Annotated in this window: 16 protein-coding genes; 14 read left to right on the top strand and 2 right to left on the bottom strand. The window is 38.5% G+C overall.

What is annotated here, in order from left to right; translation table 11 throughout:
* Positions 1–52: 52 nt before the first annotated feature.
* Complete coding sequence (gene cspD / locus ACRPLY_RS06135; protein ID WP_013056175.1) at positions 53–256, bottom strand: cold-shock protein CspD; 204 nt, start codon at positions 254–256, stop codon at positions 53–55.
* Between the two features lie 275 nt (positions 257–531).
* On the opposite strand from cspD, the gene ACRPLY_RS06130 reads away from it, so the two are divergent.
* The 3 genes from ACRPLY_RS06130 to ACRPLY_RS06120 all read left to right on the top strand — a co-directional run bounded on the left by ACRPLY_RS06130 (position 532) and on the right by ACRPLY_RS06120 (position 6,736).
* Positions 532–819 (top strand): hypothetical protein, encoded by a 288-nt coding sequence (locus ACRPLY_RS06130; protein ID WP_028414029.1) that lies wholly within the window; start codon positions 532–534, stop codon positions 817–819.
* Between the two features lie 302 nt (positions 820–1,121).
* Positions 1,122–2,363, top strand: a complete 1,242-nt coding sequence (locus tag ACRPLY_RS06125) for an MFS transporter (protein WP_028414028.1) — start codon at positions 1,122–1,124, stop codon at positions 2,361–2,363.
* A 167-nt stretch (positions 2,364–2,530) separates the two neighbouring features.
* A complete protein-coding gene (locus ACRPLY_RS06120) occupies positions 2,531–6,736 on the top strand; it encodes a tetratricopeptide repeat protein (protein WP_432231671.1) in 4,206 nt (1,401 codons plus the stop codon).
* A gap of 30 nt (positions 6,737–6,766) precedes the next feature.
* Here ACRPLY_RS06120 and ACRPLY_RS06115 read toward each other — a convergent pair whose 3' ends face one another.
* Positions 6,767–8,062 (bottom strand): purine/pyrimidine permease, encoded by a 1,296-nt coding sequence (locus ACRPLY_RS06115; protein ID WP_047751354.1) that lies wholly within the window; start codon positions 8,060–8,062, stop codon positions 6,767–6,769.
* A 252-nt stretch (positions 8,063–8,314) separates the two neighbouring features.
* Here ACRPLY_RS06115 and ACRPLY_RS06110 point away from each other — a divergent pair, with 252 nt between their 5' ends.
* The 11 genes from ACRPLY_RS06110 to ACRPLY_RS06060 all read left to right on the top strand — a co-directional run bounded on the left by ACRPLY_RS06110 (position 8,315) and on the right by ACRPLY_RS06060 (position 18,989).
* Positions 8,315–9,139, top strand: a complete 825-nt coding sequence (locus tag ACRPLY_RS06110; protein WP_033578456.1) for a M55 family metallopeptidase — start codon at positions 8,315–8,317, stop codon at positions 9,137–9,139.
* A 14-nt stretch (positions 9,140–9,153) separates the two neighbouring features.
* On the top strand, positions 9,154–10,083 hold the full coding sequence (locus ACRPLY_RS06105) for an ABC transporter permease (protein ID WP_432231670.1): 930 nt from the start codon (positions 9,154–9,156) through the stop codon (positions 10,081–10,083).
* A gap of 1 nt (position 10,084) precedes the next feature.
* The gene (locus tag ACRPLY_RS06100; RefSeq protein ID WP_028414023.1) at positions 10,085–11,023 is read left to right on the top strand and encodes an ABC transporter permease; all 939 of its coding nucleotides are present in this window, start codon (positions 10,085–10,087) and stop codon (positions 11,021–11,023) included.
* A gap of 4 nt (positions 11,024–11,027) precedes the next feature.
* Complete coding sequence (locus ACRPLY_RS06095) at positions 11,028–12,026, top strand: ABC transporter ATP-binding protein (RefSeq protein ID WP_028414022.1); 999 nt, start codon at positions 11,028–11,030, stop codon at positions 12,024–12,026.
* A 23-nt stretch (positions 12,027–12,049) separates the two neighbouring features.
* Positions 12,050–13,693 carry a peptide ABC transporter substrate-binding protein gene (locus ACRPLY_RS06090; protein ID WP_432231689.1) on the top strand — a complete coding sequence of 548 codons (1,644 nt, stop codon included), beginning with the start codon at positions 12,050–12,052 and terminating at the stop codon, positions 13,691–13,693.
* An 88-nt stretch (positions 13,694–13,781) separates the two neighbouring features.
* Positions 13,782–14,726, top strand: coding sequence for a S66 peptidase family protein (locus ACRPLY_RS06085; protein WP_034266565.1), 945 nt, complete (start codon positions 13,782–13,784; stop codon positions 14,724–14,726).
* Between the two features lie 31 nt (positions 14,727–14,757).
* The gene (locus ACRPLY_RS06080) at positions 14,758–15,666 is read left to right on the top strand and encodes a C40 family peptidase (RefSeq protein WP_098113450.1); all 909 of its coding nucleotides are present in this window, start codon (positions 14,758–14,760) and stop codon (positions 15,664–15,666) included.
* A 12-nt stretch (positions 15,667–15,678) separates the two neighbouring features.
* Positions 15,679–16,686 carry an ABC transporter ATP-binding protein gene (locus ACRPLY_RS06075; protein WP_034266569.1) on the top strand — a complete coding sequence of 336 codons (1,008 nt, stop codon included), beginning with the start codon at positions 15,679–15,681 and terminating at the stop codon, positions 16,684–16,686.
* Positions 16,687–16,700: 14 nt separating this feature from the next.
* Entirely contained in the window at positions 16,701–17,462 is a 762-nt protein-coding gene (locus ACRPLY_RS06070) for a serine hydrolase (RefSeq protein ID WP_255256912.1), read from the top strand.
* A 338-nt stretch (positions 17,463–17,800) separates the two neighbouring features.
* Entirely contained in the window at positions 17,801–18,352 is a 552-nt protein-coding gene (locus ACRPLY_RS06065) for a hypothetical protein (protein WP_013056190.1), read from the top strand.
* A gap of 109 nt (positions 18,353–18,461) precedes the next feature.
* Entirely contained in the window at positions 18,462–18,989 is a 528-nt protein-coding gene (locus tag ACRPLY_RS06060; protein WP_028414016.1) for a GNAT family N-acetyltransferase, read from the top strand.
* Positions 18,990–19,019: the final 30 nt, after the last annotated feature.

Genomic DNA, 19,019 nt, shown 5'->3' with positions numbered 1-19,019 from the left:
AAAAAAGAGACTCAGAAAAGAGTCTCTTTTACTATAAAATAAAAAGATCTATTTATGATAGCTTAGTGACATTAGCGGCTTGTGGGCCTCTATTGCCTTCTACAATTTCAAAAGATACCTCTTGTCCTTCTTCCAAGGATTTATAACCTTCGCTTTGGATGGCAGAAAAATGTACAAATACGTCGCTTCCGCCTTCAACTTCAATAAAGCCATAGCCTTTTTCATTGTTGAACCATTTTACTTTACCATTTTGCATAACTTGAATCCCCCTAGTACTGTGCAGCATCATGCTGCTGAAACTCGAATTATCATTTCCAATAGAGGTAAATGATTGTTTATATTATATAATAAGAAGAAATAAAATTTCAATATTAAAATTTAACTTTTCTGAAAATTAAATTTTATTTAACGTGGACATAGTCTATTTTTAATAAAAAAATTTCTTGTGAGATGAAAAATAACTGAAAATTTAGTTTATAATAAAAGTATAGTCAGCATAATTTTAACGCGGTGATAAGGAGTGGGTCGTGTATGTATCGTACACAAATAAATGGAAAAGAAATCATTTTGTTATTTTCAACGCTCGAAGCAGCAAAGAGCCGCAGCAGCCTAGAGAAAGAACAAATTTATAAGCGCGTATTGCATTTAAATGAGCAGCTGTTAATGTTTCAAAATGGAACAAGCTTCACCATTGGTGATCCGTTAGGATTAATTGTAGCTCAAGTGAAAAAAAGCGATTTGACAACCATATATATCGAACATATTATTGATAAACAGTTTATGTATGATGGAGATGGTCATCGAGGTGAAGTAGTGTAATAAGATGACGCCTATATATGAAGAAGCGTACGGAGATACTCGTACGCTTCTTCATATATGGGATTAAAAACATGTGTTTTTACAAGTATTAACAAGAATAAATAACAAAGTTCAATAAATTAAAGAAGAACAGTGAAACCATGAATAGCAATTACCTTTTTAGCTAAAAAATATAGATACACATCATCTTATGTAATGAGATAGTTAAGCTTTGAAATCAATGAACACGAGAAGTTTTATAAAGCTTAAATTGAAAAACGTGTGATTGTGACGTTAATTAGAAGTAAGGTTTGGAGGACGCTATGGAAAGTAGAAAAAAATTGGATTTACTTGCTCTTGCTTCTGTGCCACTTATCATGACCCTCGGAAATTCAATGTTAATTCCGGTGTTGCCGGTGATTGAAAAACGTCTACAGATAAGCTCGCTGCAGGTATCCATGATTATCACGGTCTACTCAATTTTCGCTATTTTTTTAATCCCGATTGCTGGTTATTTATCAGATCGATTTGGCCGCAAGAAAATTATTATTCCTAGTTTGCTGCTTGCTGCAGTAGGAGGGGCTTTAACAGGCTGGGCTTCATGGCAAATGGCCAATCCATTTTGGGTTATTTTAATTGGCCGCGCGATTCAAGGAATAGGTTCAGCAGGGGCTATGCCTGTTGTGATGCCTTGTGTAGGAGATATGTTCAAAGACGAGCAAGAAATTACAAAAGGACTAGGTTTAATTGAAACAGCCAATACGTTTGGGAAAGTACTAAGCCCAATACTGGGAGCTTTTTTAGCGGCTATGATTTGGTTTCTTCCTTTTTGGTTCATTCCTATTCTTTGCCTTATTTCGATTCTTTTAGTTATCTTTTTAGTAAAAGTTCCGAAAAATGATAGTTCTTCTGAATCTGAACAAAAAAAGAAAAGTATCACGCAGTTTTTGAAGGATTTGAAGAAGACGCTCAAAGAAAATATTGGATGGCTTATGGCTATTTTTATTTTAGGCGCCATTATTATGCTTGTATTATTCGGGGTTTTATTTTACCTATCGACCATACTAGAGGAGCGTTATCATATTGTGAATACGAAAAAAGGCTTGGTAATGGCTATTCCTTTGCTCGCTTTATCTATTTCTTCTTTTGTGGCGGGGAAAAAAGTTGGCAACAATAAAATCGTTATGAAGTGGTCTGCTTTTTTTGGCTTTTTATTGTTAACATGTTCTTTCATCATTTTATTTTTTAATACGTCTCTTTTTAGTATTTTACTCACTTTAGTGCTTGGTGGAATTGGAATTGGAGCAGCTCTTCCCAGTCTTGATGCACTTATTACAGAAGGAATTGAAAAGGAAGAGAGAGGAACCATTACGTCTCTTTACAGTTCGATGCGCTTTGTCGGAGTAGCAGCTGGGCCTCCTCTTTATACATTGCTTATGAAGTGGTCGGACATGGCTGTGTTCCAAACGTCTCTAGGGGTTAGTGCAGTAGGTGCCATTTTAGTTTTAAAAGCTATCAAACCAAAACCTGAAGGCGGCGTAAAACTGAAGAAAGCTGAAGTGTGATTTTACGGAGCTGTCTTATGATAAAAGACAGCTCTTTGCTATTTAAAGACCCGTCAATATGCTTAAATTTATATTGTGTCTAGAAAAAATCCTTGAAATTTCTTATACTTCAATTTATAGACAGCAGATGTAATAGTTCTTATTTTATTGAATAAGGTGGTTTTGAATTGAGTATAAATTATCAGAAATTAAAAAGCATGGTGGATCATTATCAAATATTTGATCTTGTAGCGTATATAACAGAAGAAGTACAAAGCCTTCAACCAAAGAGCCTTGCGGGGATTGTGAAAGAATGGTTGACACACTTACAAACGGAAGAAGAGCTGTACGAGCTTATCCGCTTTTGTGATGAGGCTTTATTAAATCGTGTAAGCCGAATGTTAACGACATATGGCTATCGTCGATTTGGCTCGATTCGAATGGTGACTCTTTATTGCGATGATCTCCTGCGCGAAGGCAAGATACTTGACGCTGATGATAGACTTTCTTTATTAATTTCTCAGCTGGATACGGAATCAGTTAAAAAGGAACAGCTTGAGAAAATCTATTTTTTAAAGGTAAGAATTCTTTTAGAAATGAAACAAGTGGATGAAGCTTCTAAGTGGATGAAACAAGTAACGTCACATAACCAAAAGGGTATGGCTGACAGATGGGGATATTTTTATTTGCAGCTCAACGACAGAATGAAAGCTGAAGCCTGCTTAAAAGAAGGAACGGCATATAAGGAGAATGGAGATTTTTGCTATGCAATGCTAGCGGACTTATATGCGTACGAAGGGAAGCATGAACAAGCGCTTGAAACAATTAACGAGGCTATTGTTCGCTATCCACAGCTTCCGTCTTTATATATGGATAAAGTGATGCGATTAAAAGATTTGAAAGAGTATTCTCTCTTGCTTGAAACGATTGAATTTATCGACTCAAAGTTACCCTATCACGATTATCAAGATTTTTTTACGCTGCTGCGCGCCGACATTTATTTTGAACAGCAGCAGCAATCTCAGCTTATGCATCTGCTCTCGACCAAGCGATGTTTAAAAGATTCACCTTATCAAAAATTAATCGGAAAGCATACAGACGATAAATTCAGTACAATCAAGCTTCCGATTGTACCCATCGTTCAAAAAGATAATTATTGCGTGCCAGCCAGTATGAGTATGATGTTAAGGCTTTTACATACCGAAAAAACACAGGATGAGATTGGAACGCGTATTTACGGCGGCTTAGGATCCAAATTATCAACTGCGGTGAGCTACTTTGAATCTCTTGGCTTTGCAGCGATGTTTTTCACAGGCACAGTTGAACAGTTTAAAGAACTATTAGACAAAGGGCTGCCTATTTTGGTCAGTCTGGAATTTGAACAAGCTTCCCACGTTCAAGTTGTATTTGGCTACGATGATGAACTTGAACTTTTCCATGTACAAGATGCTAATTTTCTAAGTCCAACATATGTAGAATATAAAAATTTTGATCAGCATTACGCTAATTCGGGGTTTTTATCAATTGTTGCTTCTAAAGCGGCAGCGGATCTCGCTTCACTTTCTAAAGAGCAAGATGAGTTTATCCGTCAGCTGTATGACTTAATCGAACTAGTTGAAGCGGATGAAGAGGCCCACATTAACGATCTCGTTTCTTTATTAAAAGCAAATGAGCATGTTCCATTTTCCGCTATTTACAGTATGAAGCATTTGTACAGAAAAGAGCATGAAGCCTATATTCGTACGTGTATTAATCATGTGTTAGAGAAATATAGCAATCATGATTATCTTAAGCTTCACGCCGCATATGCCTTTTTTAAACTTGACGACAGTAAGGGAGCATCTTCCTTGTTACACCACATAGATAACAAAAAGCATAGCTCTTTTTATCACTATCTTAAAGGAAGAATTGCGCTGGATGAAGAGAAATATGATGAGGCTGTTGAAGCACTGCGCAGCTCGCTGCAATTAGACGTAGAGCAGCATTTGAACTGGAGCTATCTAGCACTTGCATACATGTACCAAGGAAACCTCGAAAAGGCTTTTGAATGCTCGACTATTTCCTTAAATATGTATAGTGATGAATCTTATACACAAATCAATCACGGACTTATTTTAATGGAGAAAGAAAGATACGCAGAAGCCAGAAATCTTTTCGACGCGTTAGTAAAGGAAAACCCAAAAGATGCGCACAGCTGGTTTGAAAGAGCCCGTTGTGATGAACATTTAAAAAAGTTTCGTAAAGCTTACCGGGGGTTTCAAGTAGCTAAACAGCTTTTGCCGACTGTTCCTTATCCATATCTTTCGATAGCTGATTTGCTACAATATCAACTAGAAAAAACGGACGAAGCTGAAAGCTATCTCAAAGAAGGCATGAAGCATCTACCGGGCGACATGACAATTCGAGGAAGACTAGGCGATTTATACGTCGCGAATCAAAGGTACGAAGAAGCTATTGCTCTGTATAAAGAAGGCTTAAAAATAGAGGAAGATGCCCTTATGTATTTGGGTTTATCTTATGCGTATTTAGAAACCGGTGAACATTTAACGGCCGTTGATACGCTCACGCTTATTGCGCAGAAGTTTTCATCGAACAGCGACGTCATGTTGGATGCAGGCAGCATGCTTTTAGATGCAGCAAAACAAAAGGAGCTAGACAATCAAACGATAGAGTTTGGATTTGCTCTTTATGAAGAGGGAATTCATTTTGCTCAAACAGCGTTAGATGAAGTGTTAGAAGCATATACGGGTTATTTAGAAGACACGGCGTTATTGACTCGTGGAATTAAGTTTTTAACTGCAGAACATCAAGAGCACCCTAATGAGATTTTGTACATGTGCTATTTAGGCATATTATACGAACAAGCCAAGCAGCTAACAAAAAGTGAGAAACTTTATCATCAAGCGCTTCGTATCAAGCAAGATGCTTTGCCATATTATCGGCTAGGTGAAATATATCAATCAATGAATCGCATCACTGAAGCAAAAGAGGCCTTCCAAAAGTGCTTAACTCTTGATAAAACATTTGAAGCCGCTTGTATGAAGCTTGCCGAAATGGCTTGTGAAGAACAAAATCGAACGGCTGAAAGAAATTGGCTGCTTCAATGGATACAGCTGAATCCTATGGAAGTAAACGTTGAGCACGTAGCTTCACTTTGTGAAACAGAGAAAGAGTATGAAGAGCTGTTAGAGGTATTAAAGAGCGTAGAGGAAATTGTGCTACCTCAATGGCTCGCTGACAGCCAGGCTCATGTGTATCGTCTAAAAGGAGACATTTCACAGGCTGAAGCGTATCTAGAGAAGGCTCTTGAACTAGATCTACAGAATCCTGCTATTCGCCATCATCAGGCAAAATGGCTCATCATGGAACAGAGATATGAAGAAGCTAGAAAAGTTCTTACAGAGTTGCTAAGTGAGGATCCGGAAGATTACGCTCTATTTCAAACGTTCATGTCTAGCTTTCCAAATGGAAAAAAACTGTCCGGGCTTACGGCAGATTTAAAAAAGATAAAAATGGAAAAACAAAGCAAAAGTTTGTTATTTAAAAACGCAGCCGAGGCTTTAAATGAGTATGCCGATTCGGTCGTAGAAGAGCAGCAAGGATCTATCTTCAAACGAAGCTTAGCAAAATTCAAAGCAAAAGCAAAAACGGTTACGCTGCTTGGCTTAACGATTGAATTGTATGAACTTGCCATAAAAACGGATCGAAATAATAAAGAGGCTGTGCATGCATTTGCGGCTTTTTACGAAGAGAAAGGGTTGATTGAAGATAGCATCACCGTGCTGAAAAAATCGCTGCATCAAAGCTGGGATTTTGATGTTGCCTATCATTTAGCCAATATACTCGTTAATATCCAAGCAAATGAACAGGCTGCACATGAAGCGCTAAACTTAGTTCAAAAACTTCTCAAACAGCAGCCAAATCATATAGATTTGCAGATATACCGAGCATTTATTTTGAGTAGCCTTGAAGAGGTAGAAAAATCAGAGGCTGCTTTTCAAGAATTACTTCAGCAGGAGATTTATCAGCCTGATATATATGCAGGACTAGCAAAACTGTATAATAAAACGGAACGTTATCATGAAACTGTTCAGCTTCTTCAAAAAGCAATTGAACAGCGTCAAGAGTATGAAGGAATGTATACCGATTTAGGTATCGCGTATCATTTAGAAGGTGAAACAGAAGCAGCAGCTTCGCTTATGATAACCAGAGTAGAAAGCGGAGACGAAGATCTTTTTATTCGCTATAACTTGGCATGCTACCTAGCTGTTCTTGGAAAAACTGCCTCTGCTCAGGAAGAGTTGGATTATGTTTTAGCGCACGATGAAACGGGAGAATTTTATGAAATGGCTATGGAAGACGATGAACTAAAAGGATTAACGGTAAAAAGGTAAAAAAAGAAGCTGAGTTTCAGCTTCTTTTTTTTATCCCTCTTTTGCATCTTGTCTTTTCAACGAAAGTGATTCGGAAATTTCCAGTGCAAGAATGATAATGGTACCAAGAACTAATCCATTGCTTAAAAACGTAGTAACTAAAGGAGGAAGTGTTGAAAAAGCTTGAGAAGGCAAAAACATAACCCCTATCCCCGACAGCAGCGCAATACCTGCTTTTTTCATTGCTTTTTCGGGCTGTTTGGCATGCTTGAATTCTCCAATTCCAAGAGCCATCATACCTGTAAAAACAGGAAAGATTGCCGCGTATCCGACGGCAGGAGGAAGAGCGGACATAATGGACGTTAAAGGGGTAAAGATACTCAGAAAAAGCAAAAGACACGATGCTACAATAAAAGGAACTCGACTATAAAGATTTGTAGCTGAAATAAATCCACCGGAACCTGAAATAGGAACGGCACCGACACCTGAAAACAATCCTCCAAGCAGCTGGCTTATACCCGAAACCATCCCGGAACGTTTAATATTGTCTTTTTCAATTTTTTCTCCTTTGTGTTTATAAACAGACTCAACAACACGAATAGAAGCGAGCATGTTTGTAATTAAAATGAGTGTTACAAAAAAAGCAGTAACAACCATATTCCATTCAACGCGAGGAGCTCCGAATACAAACACTTTAGGTATGTAAAATAACTGCGCCTGAAATTCGATAGGTTTAGCTAACCCTAACATTGCAAATACTCCCCAGCCTACACCAATACTAATAATAATGCTGAGTTTATTTAACGTCCGGTGTGATAATAAATAAAAAGTCAGCAGCAAAATCGCAGCTGAAGTCAGCGCAATTGGAAGTTTAATAGCTGAATTCGTTTCTGTAATGCCAAACATTCCTTTTAAAAAGGAACCGCTGAGCTGCGTCACTAATAAAATTAAATATGTACCGGTAACCGTTGGAGTAAAGTATTTTGCTAGTTTATCAATGAGACCAAACAGGCTCATTAAAATAGCAATTATCCCGCTTATAAGAAGGGTGAACTGCAGCACGCGAAGCGTTTCGGAGTGAGAACCAAACAGAACGGTTCCAAGACTCGCATACAGAGAAAAGACGCCCCACCAAACGCCAGCTGGCCCTTCCATGATTGGGTATTTATGCCCTATAAACACCTGCAAGAGCCCGGATAAAGCCAAAATAAATAACGTTCGCTGTAAAAATTGAATAGAATCTGCTGCGTTTAAATGAAACTGAGAAGCAATTACAATAGGAACAATCATACTATTAGAAATCATAAATAAAAACCATTGTAGCGAAGCAATGGAAACTCGAAACATTCTTAACACCTCAATTAATGCCGACGAGCGGCTGAATGAACCAACAGGTTGCTCTATTATTTTACCATGGGATTTCCAATTTGTAAGCGATATCTTGTTAAAAGGATGACGAGTAAAATGTCAAAAGATTCAATATATTGTTGTAAAAAGAAGAAAGATAATTTATAATTTTCTTACAATTATAAATTATAAACATAAGAATAATTTATAATGAACTGACTAACAGTCAAGGAAGGAGGAGGGATAAGACAAATGAAACTATACCTGTCGGTTGATATGGAAGGAATTACGGGACTCGTCGATCACACAAATGTTCTGCGAGAGAAAGAGAATTATGAAAGAAGCCGCAAAATAATGACGGATGAAGCGAATGCAGTCATTTATGCAGGGTTTAGAGAAAAGTGCTCAGAAGTTGTGGTAAATGACAGTCATTCGAGTATGAATAATCTCCTTGTTGAACGTCTTCATCCAGAAACTCAGCTTATTTCAGGAAGCGTAAAACCATATTCAATGGTACAGGGATTAGATCAGACTTTTGATGGTGCTATATTTCTAGGGTATCATGCTAAAGCATCCATGCCTGGTGTCATGTCTCATTCAATGATATTTGGTGCTCGCAATATGTACATAGACGATATGAATATTGGAGAGTTAGGCTTCAACGCATACGTCGCAGGCTATTACGGCGTGCCAGTTTTAATGGTAGCTGGTGATGACCAAACGGCGCTGGAAGCGCAGCAGCTTATTCCAAACGTGACGACTGCTATCGTCAAACAGGCCATTTCACGTTCTGCAGCCAAAACATTAACCCCTAAGAAAGCAGAACAATTACTTCAAGAAAAAACAGCCGCAGCTATTCAGCACAAACACCTTGTTAAACCTTTAATTCCACCTAAACACCCAACCTTACGAATAGAATTTGCAAATTATGGTCAAGCAGAGTGGGCGCATTTAATGCCGGGCACAGAAATTGAACCTGGAACGACGACCGTTCGGTTTCAAGCAAAAGATATTTTAGAAGCTTATCAGGCCATGCTTGTTATGACTGAATTAGCTACGCGCACAACATTCTGTTAGAAGGTGGGATAAAGGTGAAAAGTTATATTTTAAAGCGATTTTTATCCATGCTTGTTACGCTGTGGGTAATTGTGACCTTAACCTTCTTTTTAATGCATTCGATTCCTGGATCTCCATTTAATGAAGAACGAGCAACAAGCGATGCAGTTCAAAAAAACCTGGAATCATTTTATCACTTAGATGAGCCGCTAGCTGTGCAATATGTTCTTTATTTGAAATCCATTGTTACCTTTGACTTTGGTCCTTCTATTAAACAGCCGTCTCAAACGGTTAACGACCTTTTAGGAAGAGGGTTTCCCGTGTCATTTGAACTTGGAATGGTGACGTTAATTCTTGCGGTGATTTCCGGTATTACACTAGGCATTATCGCTGCTCTTAGAAGAAACGGAATAATTGATTACATTGCGATGAGCATAGCAGTTATCGGATTGTCGATTCCAAATTTTGTTATGGCCACGTTGTTAATTCAACAGCTTTCTGTTAATTTTAAAATTTTACCCGCTGCTACGTGGACGAGCCCTTTACATATGATTCTTCCGACTCTAGCTCTTGCCACCGGTCCTATGGCTATTATTGCACGTTTGACTCGCTCAAGCATGATAGAAGTACTAACTCAAGATTATATTCGAACAGCGCGTGCAAAAGGGCTTTCGCCAATGAAAATTGTACTTAAACACGCGCTTAGAAATGCTTTAATGCCTGTTATAACAGTTCTTGGAACGATTGCAGCCAGCGTATTAACTGGCACATTTGTTATTGAACAAGTCTTTGCTATTCCTGGCATGGGGAAATATTTTGTGGACAGTATTAATACGAGAGACTACCCCGTAATTATGGGCACTACGGTCTTTTACAGTTCGATTCTCATCATTATGCTTTTTTTAGTAGACATTGCTTACGGAATACTTGATCCACGAATCAAACTGTATAAGAAGGAGGGATAACGTGCTGGAAAAACAGGAGTATAAGCAAATTCCTGATGAGTGGTTTACGCCAAAGAAAAAAAAGAAATCTGAAGCCGAAGCAGTTGTAAGGCCGAGTCTTTCTTATTGGCATGATGCATGGCGCAGGCTTGTAAAAAACAAGTTGGCCATGCTGGGTCTCTTTTTTTTAGTCATCCTCGTTGTGATGGCTATATTCGGTCCTATGTTTTCACCCTACAGCGTAACGAAAGCCTCTTTTACAGAGCAAAACCTTCCTCCTTCAGCTAGTCATTGGTTTGGAACGGATGACTTAGGCAGAGATATGTACACTCGGACATGGTACGGGGCTAGAATCTCCTTATTTGTAGGGCTGATGGCAGCGCTTATTGATTTTATCATCGGTGTCATTTACGGGGGCTTCTCAGGCTATAAAGGAGGAAAAACAGATAATGTCATGATGCGCGTAATTGAAATTTTATACGGTCTTCCTTATTTATTAGTGGTAATTTTACTAATGGTAGTCATGGGACCCGGGCTTTCTACGATTATTGTGGCACTTTCCGTTACAGGTTGGATCGGGATGGCGAGAATTGTACGGGGGCAAGTATTGCAAATAAAAAACTATGAATACGTGCTTGCATCCAAAACGTTTGGAACAAAAACAAGCCGTATCATTAAGCGAAACCTGCTTCCAAATACGATGGGACCGATTATCGTTCAAATGACACTAACCGTACCAACTGCCATTTTTGCTGAAGCTTTTTTAAGCTTTTTAGGGCTGGGTGTACAGGCTCCTTATGCGAGCTGGGGAGTAATGGCAAACGATGGTTTATCAACGATTCTATCAGGCTATTGGTGGCGTTTGTTTTTTCCCGCGTTTTTTATTTCTCTTACCATGTTTGCTTTTAATGTCCTTGGAGACGGACTGCAAGATGCACTTGATCCGAAATTAAGGAGGTAAGCAAATGGAAAAAATAATCCGAATCAAAAACTTACACGTACAGTTTTCAACTTACGGAGGGCAAGTTCAAGCTGTAAGAGGCGTTAGTTTTGATTTACATAAAGGAGAAACCCTAGCGATTGTAGGAGAGTCAGGTTGCGGAAAAAGCGTAACATCTCAAAGTATCATGAGGTTAATTCCAACACCTCCGGGAAGGATCACAAGCGGCTCTATTTTATTTAAAGACCAGGATTTAACAAAACTATCAGAAAAGAAAATGCGAGACATTCGAGGCGCTGATATTTCGATGATTTTTCAGGATCCTATGACTGCGCTTAATCCAACTCTTCGCGTAGGTGAGCAAATTGCAGAAAATATTATGCAACATGAAAACATTTCAAAAGAAAAAGCCAAAGAAAAAGCATTTGAAATGCTGGAGCTAGTCGGAATTCCAAATCCTAAAGAACGCCTAAAGCAATATCCTCATGAATTTAGCGGGGGAATGAGACAGCGTATTGTCATTGCAATGGCCCTTGTATGCAACCCCGAAGTGCTAATTGCTGATGAACCTACCACAGCCCTTGACGTCACGATACAGGCGCAGATTTTAGAATTATTTAAGGATATTCAGCAGAAAACGGATGTCTCCATTGTTTTAATTACCCATGATTTAGGTGTAGTTGCTCAGGTAGCTGACCGTGTTGCCGTAATGTATGCAGGAAAGATTGTAGAAATTGGAACAAGAAGAGACATCTTTTATACGCCGCAGCATCCGTATACAAAAGGGTTGCTGCGTTCAGTTCCTCGGTTAGATCTATACGAAAGTGAGCTTGTGCCTATTGCAGGCTCACCTCCCGATTTATTTGCACCTCCATCTGGATGTTCGTTCGCACCTCGCTGTCCTTACGTAATGGAAGTGTGTGATCGCATGTATCCTACGTCGACAAAGCTGAAAGAAAGTCACCAAGTGCACTGCTGGCTTCAAGATGAGAGAGCCCAAAAATTTGTAACAACTATAAGCTAGATTTATAGATGAATAGCGAACTTATGAAAGAGAGGAAAATGATGAAAAAAATAGGGTCTTTACTAATGATGTGTGTACTTATATTTGCACTTGCTGCCTGTACGGCCACAAAAGATTCAGGCGCGGAGCCAGAAAAGAAAAGCAGTACAGCAAAAGAAGACGGTAAGGTCCTTTATATGAATAATGGCGCAGAACCTACGTCTTTTGATCCGCCTATTGGGTTTGATTCATATTCATGGAATATGCTTAATAACTTAATGGAGGGGCTGACTCGTTTAGGAAAAAGCGATGAGCCTGAAGGAGCAATGGCCGAGAAATGGGATATTTCTGACGATAAAAAAGTCTATACATTTCATTTGCGAAAAGATGCTAAATGGTCAAATGGAGATGACGTAAAAGCAAGTGATTTTGTGTTTGCTTGGAAGAGGCTGTTAGATCCTAAGACTGGTTCTCCAGCGGCGTTTTTAGGCTATTTTATTCAAGGTGGAGAAGAATTTAATACGGGTAAAGGCAGTGCTGATCAAGTAGGAGTCAAAGCGCTAGATGACAAAACTTTTGAAGTTACGCTTAAAAGTCCGCAAGCCTATTTCTTAAGCGTAGTTTCCAATCCAGCGTTTTTTCCAATTAATGAAAAAGTAGCAACAAAAAATCCGAAATGGTTTGCAGAAGCAGATTCGTTTGTTGCTAATGGTCCTTTCAAATTAACTCAATGGAAGCATAACAGTAATCTAGTAATGGAAAGAAACGATCAGTACTGGGATGCTAAAAATGTAAAGCTCGATAAGGTAAAATGGGCAATTGTTGAAAATACAAACACAGAATACCAAATGTATCAAAATGGAGAACTAGATGTTTCTGAAATTCCATCGGATTTAAGTGAAAAGCTGCTGAAAGATGGAGATGTTTATATCGAAGACCAAGCGGGAACTTACTTCTATCGCTTTAACTTAGATAAAGAGCCCTTTCAAAACAAAAATATCCGTAAAGCATTCGCAATGGCTGTAGATCAAGATCAAATTGTTAATTTTGTTACAAAAAATAAAGAAAAACCAGCTCGCGGGTTTGTATCATACGGATTTAAAGATGCAGATGGAAAGGATTTCCGTAAAACGGGCGGTGACTTACTAAAAACAGATGGCAAAGAAGCAAAAGCACTTCTGAAAAAAGGAATGAAAGAAGAAGGATATAAAAAGCTGCCAGCTATTACGCTAACATACAGTACAGACGATACACATAAAAAAATAGCAGAAGCACTTCAGCAAATGTTCAAAGAAAATCTAGGTGTAGATGTGAAGCTTGCCAATATGGAATGGAATGTTTTCCAAGAAGAACAAAAAGCGTTAAAGTTTCAGCTGTCACGAAGTTCGTTTTTAGCTGATTATGCAGATCCAATCAACTTTTTAGAGAGCTTCCAGACGGGTCATTCAATGAACCGTACAGCTTGGAGCAATAAAGAATATGATAAGTTAATTAAACAAGCTATGAACGAAACGGATAATAAAAAACGTTTTGAGCTTATGTATAAGGCAGAAGGTATTTTATTTGATGAGATGCCGATCATTCCTATTCATTTCTACAACTATGTGTTTTTAATAAAAGATAACGTATCTGGAATTGTTCGTCATCCTGTTGGTTATTTAGATTTGAAGTGGGCAGATAAACAGTAAAGTGGAACTTTTCGTCAGAGGGGATTTCAATTCCCTTCTGACCCAAGTTTCACTTTCTTCATTTCTTTACACAAAAGGAGTGTAGCAAATGATCAAACCAAAACGATTAAAAAAAGGTGATACAGTAGCTGTTATTGCACCTGCTAGTCCGCCTAATCAGCACAATCTAAAAAAAGGACTAGAATATTTGAAGGAAATAGGATTAAACGTAGTAACGGGTGCGCATTTATATAAAAAAAACGGGTACTTGGCAGGGACTGATGAACAGCGAGCAGCCGATATACATGCGATGTTTGCCAATAAGGAAGTAAAGGCAATTATCTGTGCATGCGGAGGGTACGGGACTGCTAGGCTTGCCTCGCAATTAAACTACAATTTAATTAAGCAAAACCCAAAGATTTTTTGGGGATATAGCGATATTACGTTTTTACATACCGCTATTCATCAGCGCACAGGTTTGGTTACCTTTCACGGGCCAATGCTTTCGTCGGATATCGGAAAAGAAGATGTTCATATAGAGACGAAGCAAGCTTTTTATCAATTATTTTCTCACCGTTCTTTTTACTATACGGATCAAATTAGCCCGCTCGACACTATTTGTGAAGGAGAAGCAACTGGTCAGCTGATAGGAGGAAATCTGACTTTGCTCGTGAGCACGCTTGGCACTCCATTTGAACTAGATACGAAAAATAAAATTTTATTTATTGAAGATATTGACGAAGAGCCGTATGAAATTGACCGCATGATGACACAGCTGTATATGGCCAATAAACTGCAGGATGCAGCGGGAATTCTTATCGGAGATTTCCATAACTGCTATCCTAAAAAACGTACAGAGTCGCTTTCATTAGAAGAGGCATTAACAAGTTACCTGACTTCTTTAAAAAAGCCTGTTATGAGAGGGTTTCGCATCGGGCATTGCTCGCCTCAAACAGCTGTGGGAATTGGAAGTTATGCCACGATGTCGACTTATGAACGAATGGTGGAATTTGAATCCGGTATTACATTACCAAAAGATAAAGTCGAACGCTGAAGGTTAAACCTGCAGGGAGGAGAAATAAGTGATGGATAAAAAAGCGTATTACGTTTGTGTAGCTGTGGCGACTGTTTGGACTTCCTATGACTCTAGCAGAGAAATAGATGACAATGCAACAAGTGTCCCAGTAAAACTGGATAAATGGCTGGAGCAATTAACGTATACACGTCGGTTGGAGCTTTGTGAGAAAAATTTAGTTCAAACGCAGCTGTTACTAGGAGAAGAAGTATATGTAACGGAACTGAAAGGTAAATGGGCAAAAATCGTTATTCCTTCTCAGTTTTCTTCTAAAGATGAAAGAGGATATCCCGGGTGGGTTCCTTTCCACCAACTGATTTCCCAAGCTGAATATTCTCCATTGAATAAACCAACGGCAGTGGTATCAGCAGCGATTGCGACACTGCAGCTAGCGGAAGAAACCTTGCAAATTAGTTATCAAACGCAGCTGCCTCTTTTAAAAGAAGATAAAGAATGGCTAGAGGTTCAAACACCGGTTGGCACTGGGAGAATAAAACGTCAAGATGCTGTTGTAATAGAGGATAGAAACCGTAAAACAACAAAAGGAACTGGAGATATGATTATTGCAGCAGGAGAACAGTTTTTGAATCTTCCATATTTATGGGGGGGCATGAGTGCTTGGGGATATGATTGTTCCGGGTTTGCCTATGCTACTCATCAAGCAAACGGCTATCTTATTCCAAGAGATGCCACCGATCAAGCAAGGAAAGGCAAAGAAGTAGGATTAGACTCTATTCAACCCGGAGATTTATTGTTTTTCGCTTATGAAAAAGGGAAGGGGTCTATCCACCATGTTGGTATTTGTTATGGCAAAGGAAAAATGCTTCATTCACCTAAAACGGGTAAAACCGTCGAACTGATTGAATTAAAAGGAACGCTTTATGAAGAAGAGCTGTGCGCAGCCCGGCGCTATTATTAGGAGGTGGCAGTTATGACAGCGAAGCATTTGTTAGAAGTAAAGCAGCTGAGCAAATATTTTTCAATTACGAACAAGCAGGTTTTGAAAGCAGTAGACGGCGTGTCTTTTTATATTTCAAAAGGAGAAACCTTTGGACTTGTTGGTGAATCCGGCTGCGGAAAATCCACTGCCGGGCGAACAATCATTGGATTGTATAACCGTACATCAGGAGAGGTGCTTTATAAAGGGAAAAACGTGCATGAGCTATCAGAGAAAGAGAAATTTGCTTTTCATCGTAATATGCAAATGATTTTTCAAGATCCATATGCTTCACTGAATCCTCGTTCTACCGTAAAGGAGATTATCTCAGAACCAATGGAGGTTCACGGACTTTATTCCAATAAAAAAGAAATGCTGAACCGGGTGTATGAGCTGCTAGAAGATGTGGGGCTAAATCGTGATCATGCCAACCGCTATCCTCATGAGTTCAGCGGCGGGCAGCGCCAGCGCATAGGGATTGCGAGAGCTTTAGCGTTAAATCCAGAATGCATTATTGCAGACGAACCTATTTCTGCTTTAGATGTATCTGTACAGGCTCAAGTAGTTAATTTATTAAAAAAACTCCAAAAAGAAAAAGGGTTAACTTATTTATTTATTGCACATGACTTGTCGATGGTAAAGCATATAAGCAGTCGTATTGGAGTTATGTATTTAGGGCATTTAGTAGAATTAACAACAAGTTCGGAGCTGTATCAAAAACCGCTTCACCCATACACTCAAGCTCTACTGTCAGCTATTCCTATTCCTGATCCTGACGTTGAGGATAATCGGAAGCGAATTGTTCTTAAAGGAGAATTGCCAAGCCCCATTAACCCTCCCTCTGGCTGCGTGTTTAATACACGCTGTCCTCTTGCAGTAGCAGCCTGTAAGACTCAAAAACCAGAGTGGCAGGAAGTTGAAGAAAATCATTTTGTGGCCTGCCACTTATACAATCAAAAGATAATGAGTACCAACTATATTGAAACAGCTGCGACAAAATGATGGAAAAAGCAAGAGTGAAAATAGAAGATGCAGTTACGAAATGGAAACGGAGTAATAATGGACTTATACGGATTCATATTGAAGGGAAAGAATCCATACAGATTAATTCTTTTATCCAACAACGAGCAGCAAGTACAATCAAGCTGCTGCTTGCAATAGAAGCGTTTCGTCAAATTGATGAGGGCATCTTGGCTTTAACATCTGTCATTCAAAGAATGGAAAAAAACACGGTTGGCGGAGCAGGTGTACTTAGAGCTCTTCCGCGGTTAACACATATTAAAGTGGAAGAGCTGCTTGCCCTTATGATAATGGTTTCTGACAACACAGCTACAAATGAGCTCATTTCTTTAGTAGGATTTGAAAAAATTAACGAATGTGCTAAAAATCTAGGATTAAAGAAAACCGTTTTAAACCGCTATATGATGGACGAAACAGCTGTTAAACAAGGGATTGATAATTATACGTGTGCCTCTGACGTAGTAAAGTGCCTAAAGGAAATATGTGAAGGAAACTTTTTGCGAAAATCTAGTTGCGAAAAAATAATGAGAATGCTAGAAATGCAGCAGTTTCGGCATAAGCTTCCAGCACGTATAGGATCAGCGTTTCAAGCTGCGAATAAGACTGGAGAACTACAGGGAGCGGAACATGATAGTGCTATTCTCATGCGAGGTAACGAAACGTATTATGCCGTTGTTTTGATAGATGGACTAAGTGACAATGAACAGGGAAGGAGATTGATTACTGATATTGGATACCTTCTGTCATCTAACATCTAAAAATCTTTTGACCATTTCAATAAGCGGGGGTAGTTTGGTCTCTTTTTATTTAATGTCTTCCATCAAAGAAAAACTCACATGTACTAATAATAAATGCTTGTCTTCTCAGATTTTGGCGAGACCGTTGTTTGCAGTGCTGGATTTGTGCTAGTAATAGATAAACATGTTCTTTTTCATAAAATTTTATGAAAAAATAATGATAAATCATTCATCCTATACCAACTTATTCATATTTTTTATATAATAGAATAATAGTATATATTTTAAACGAATAGTGAATGTCTATGCCAATTAGCAAGGAGCATGAAATTATTCGATTCATAAATGGTGGTGTATGTATGGCAAACGAACATGTAATGATAGATATTATAAAAGCATTTAAACGCAATTCAACTGAATCCATTGCCATGGATTTAATTAAGGAAGTGCGAGGGACATTTAGTCCTTTACCTAAATATATAGCGGATTTAATTGATGAGCTGAGAAAATTAAATTTAAAAGACGAAGTGATCAGTGTAATCTTGTATCAATCTGTATATGTGGCGGATCATCAATTTAATATTAAAGATACCATTACCAATCGTCAGTTTGTAAAAGATACGATTGAAATGGGCAGAAGATGGGTGCATCAGTACGGCCGAATTGAAACAGTAGAAGAAGCAATTCATATTGCAGAGCAAGTGTCTACAAAAGAGGACTTGCCTCATCATTTGCAAACAGCAACAATTGACGAAAAAATTACGCTTGAGGTGCAGCTTGATCATCAAACATATGAAATGTTAAAAAATATAGCGGTTTATTATGATCATCATTCCTATGAACAGTCAATGACTGTAGCAATTAATCGTTTATATACGCAGCTGCGCGATGCACAATCAAAAAATAGTTAAATGTCAAATCTCACATGTTCCGTGCACCATGTGAGATTTTTTAAGATGTGAAAGAGGCGCAGATGAAAATGTCTTGCTCCATCATTCATCAAAAGGAGGGAGAACATAGATGAGGGTATATTTATCTCCTCTTCAAGAAAAAGATGCTTCTAAAGTTTTTGCATATTGGTCGGATGAAGAGGTTACGAGATATATGAATATTGAGCCCTTTACGACGCTTTATCAAGCGGAAAGCATGATTGCACTTCTTCAAAGTTTGACGAAAGAAGGAAAAGCAATACGCTATGCTATTCGATTAAAGACTTCCGATGAGATCATTGGAACCTGCGGTCTAAACCGTATTGATTATGGTAAAAAGCAAGCAGAGATTGGGTATGATTTAGGCAGACCTTTTTGGAAAAAAGGCCTCATGACAGAAGCGCTCTGCCTTTTGCTAGAAAAAGCTTTTGAAGAGTTTCATATACGGGAGATTGAAGCAAAGGTCGATCCTAATAATAAAGATTCAATTACGCTTTTAAAAAAATTCTCGTTTCAATTAAAAGAGGCGTATAAGTCAGATGATTGTACGTGTTTATACACCGTCAATAAAGAAAAAGTGAGCGCGATATTGTCAGGACGCTCAAAAAGTAAGAAGTAAATCCAACAGAAGTTCTTTTGAAATAGTAAA

Source organism: Priestia sp. TGN 0903, from assembly GCF_050846855.1.
Lineage (GTDB): Bacteria > Bacillota > Bacilli > Bacillales > Bacillaceae_H > Priestia > Priestia zanthoxyli.
Note: the sequence above shows the minus strand (reverse complement) of the source record. Positions and strands in the feature narration are given on the sequence as shown.

Bases quoted from the DNA above. Each gene is read 5' to 3' on its own strand.
- ACRPLY_RS06095 (WP_028414022.1), top strand. From the start codon at position 11,028: ATGGAAAAAATAATCCGAATCAAAAACTTACACGTACAGTTTTCAACT.
- ACRPLY_RS06085 (WP_034266565.1), top strand. From the start codon at position 13,782: ATGATCAAACCAAAACGATTAAAAAAAGGTGATACAGTAGCTGTTATT.
- ACRPLY_RS06125 (WP_028414028.1), top strand. From the start codon at position 1,122: ATGGAAAGTAGAAAAAAATTGGATTTACTTGCTCTTGCTTCTGTGCCA.
- ACRPLY_RS06065 (WP_013056190.1), top strand. From the start codon at position 17,801: ATGGCAAACGAACATGTAATGATAGATATTATAAAAGCATTTAAACGC.
- ACRPLY_RS06075 (WP_034266569.1), top strand. From the start codon at position 15,679: ATGACAGCGAAGCATTTGTTAGAAGTAAAGCAGCTGAGCAAATATTTT.
- ACRPLY_RS06115 (WP_047751354.1), bottom strand. From the start codon at position 8,062: ATGTTTCGAGTTTCCATTGCTTCGCTACAATGGTTTTTATTTATGATT.
- ACRPLY_RS06060 (WP_028414016.1), top strand. From the start codon at position 18,462: ATGAGGGTATATTTATCTCCTCTTCAAGAAAAAGATGCTTCTAAAGTT.
- cspD (WP_013056175.1), bottom strand. From the start codon at position 256: ATGCAAAATGGTAAAGTAAAATGGTTCAACAATGAAAAAGGCTATGGC.
- ACRPLY_RS06130 (WP_028414029.1), top strand. From the start codon at position 532: ATGTATCGTACACAAATAAATGGAAAAGAAATCATTTTGTTATTTTCA.
- ACRPLY_RS06110 (WP_033578456.1), top strand. From the start codon at position 8,315: ATGAAACTATACCTGTCGGTTGATATGGAAGGAATTACGGGACTCGTC.
- ACRPLY_RS06090 (WP_432231689.1), top strand. From the start codon at position 12,050: ATGAAAGAGAGGAAAATGATGAAAAAAATAGGGTCTTTACTAATGATG.
- ACRPLY_RS06080 (WP_098113450.1), top strand. From the start codon at position 14,758: ATGGATAAAAAAGCGTATTACGTTTGTGTAGCTGTGGCGACTGTTTGG.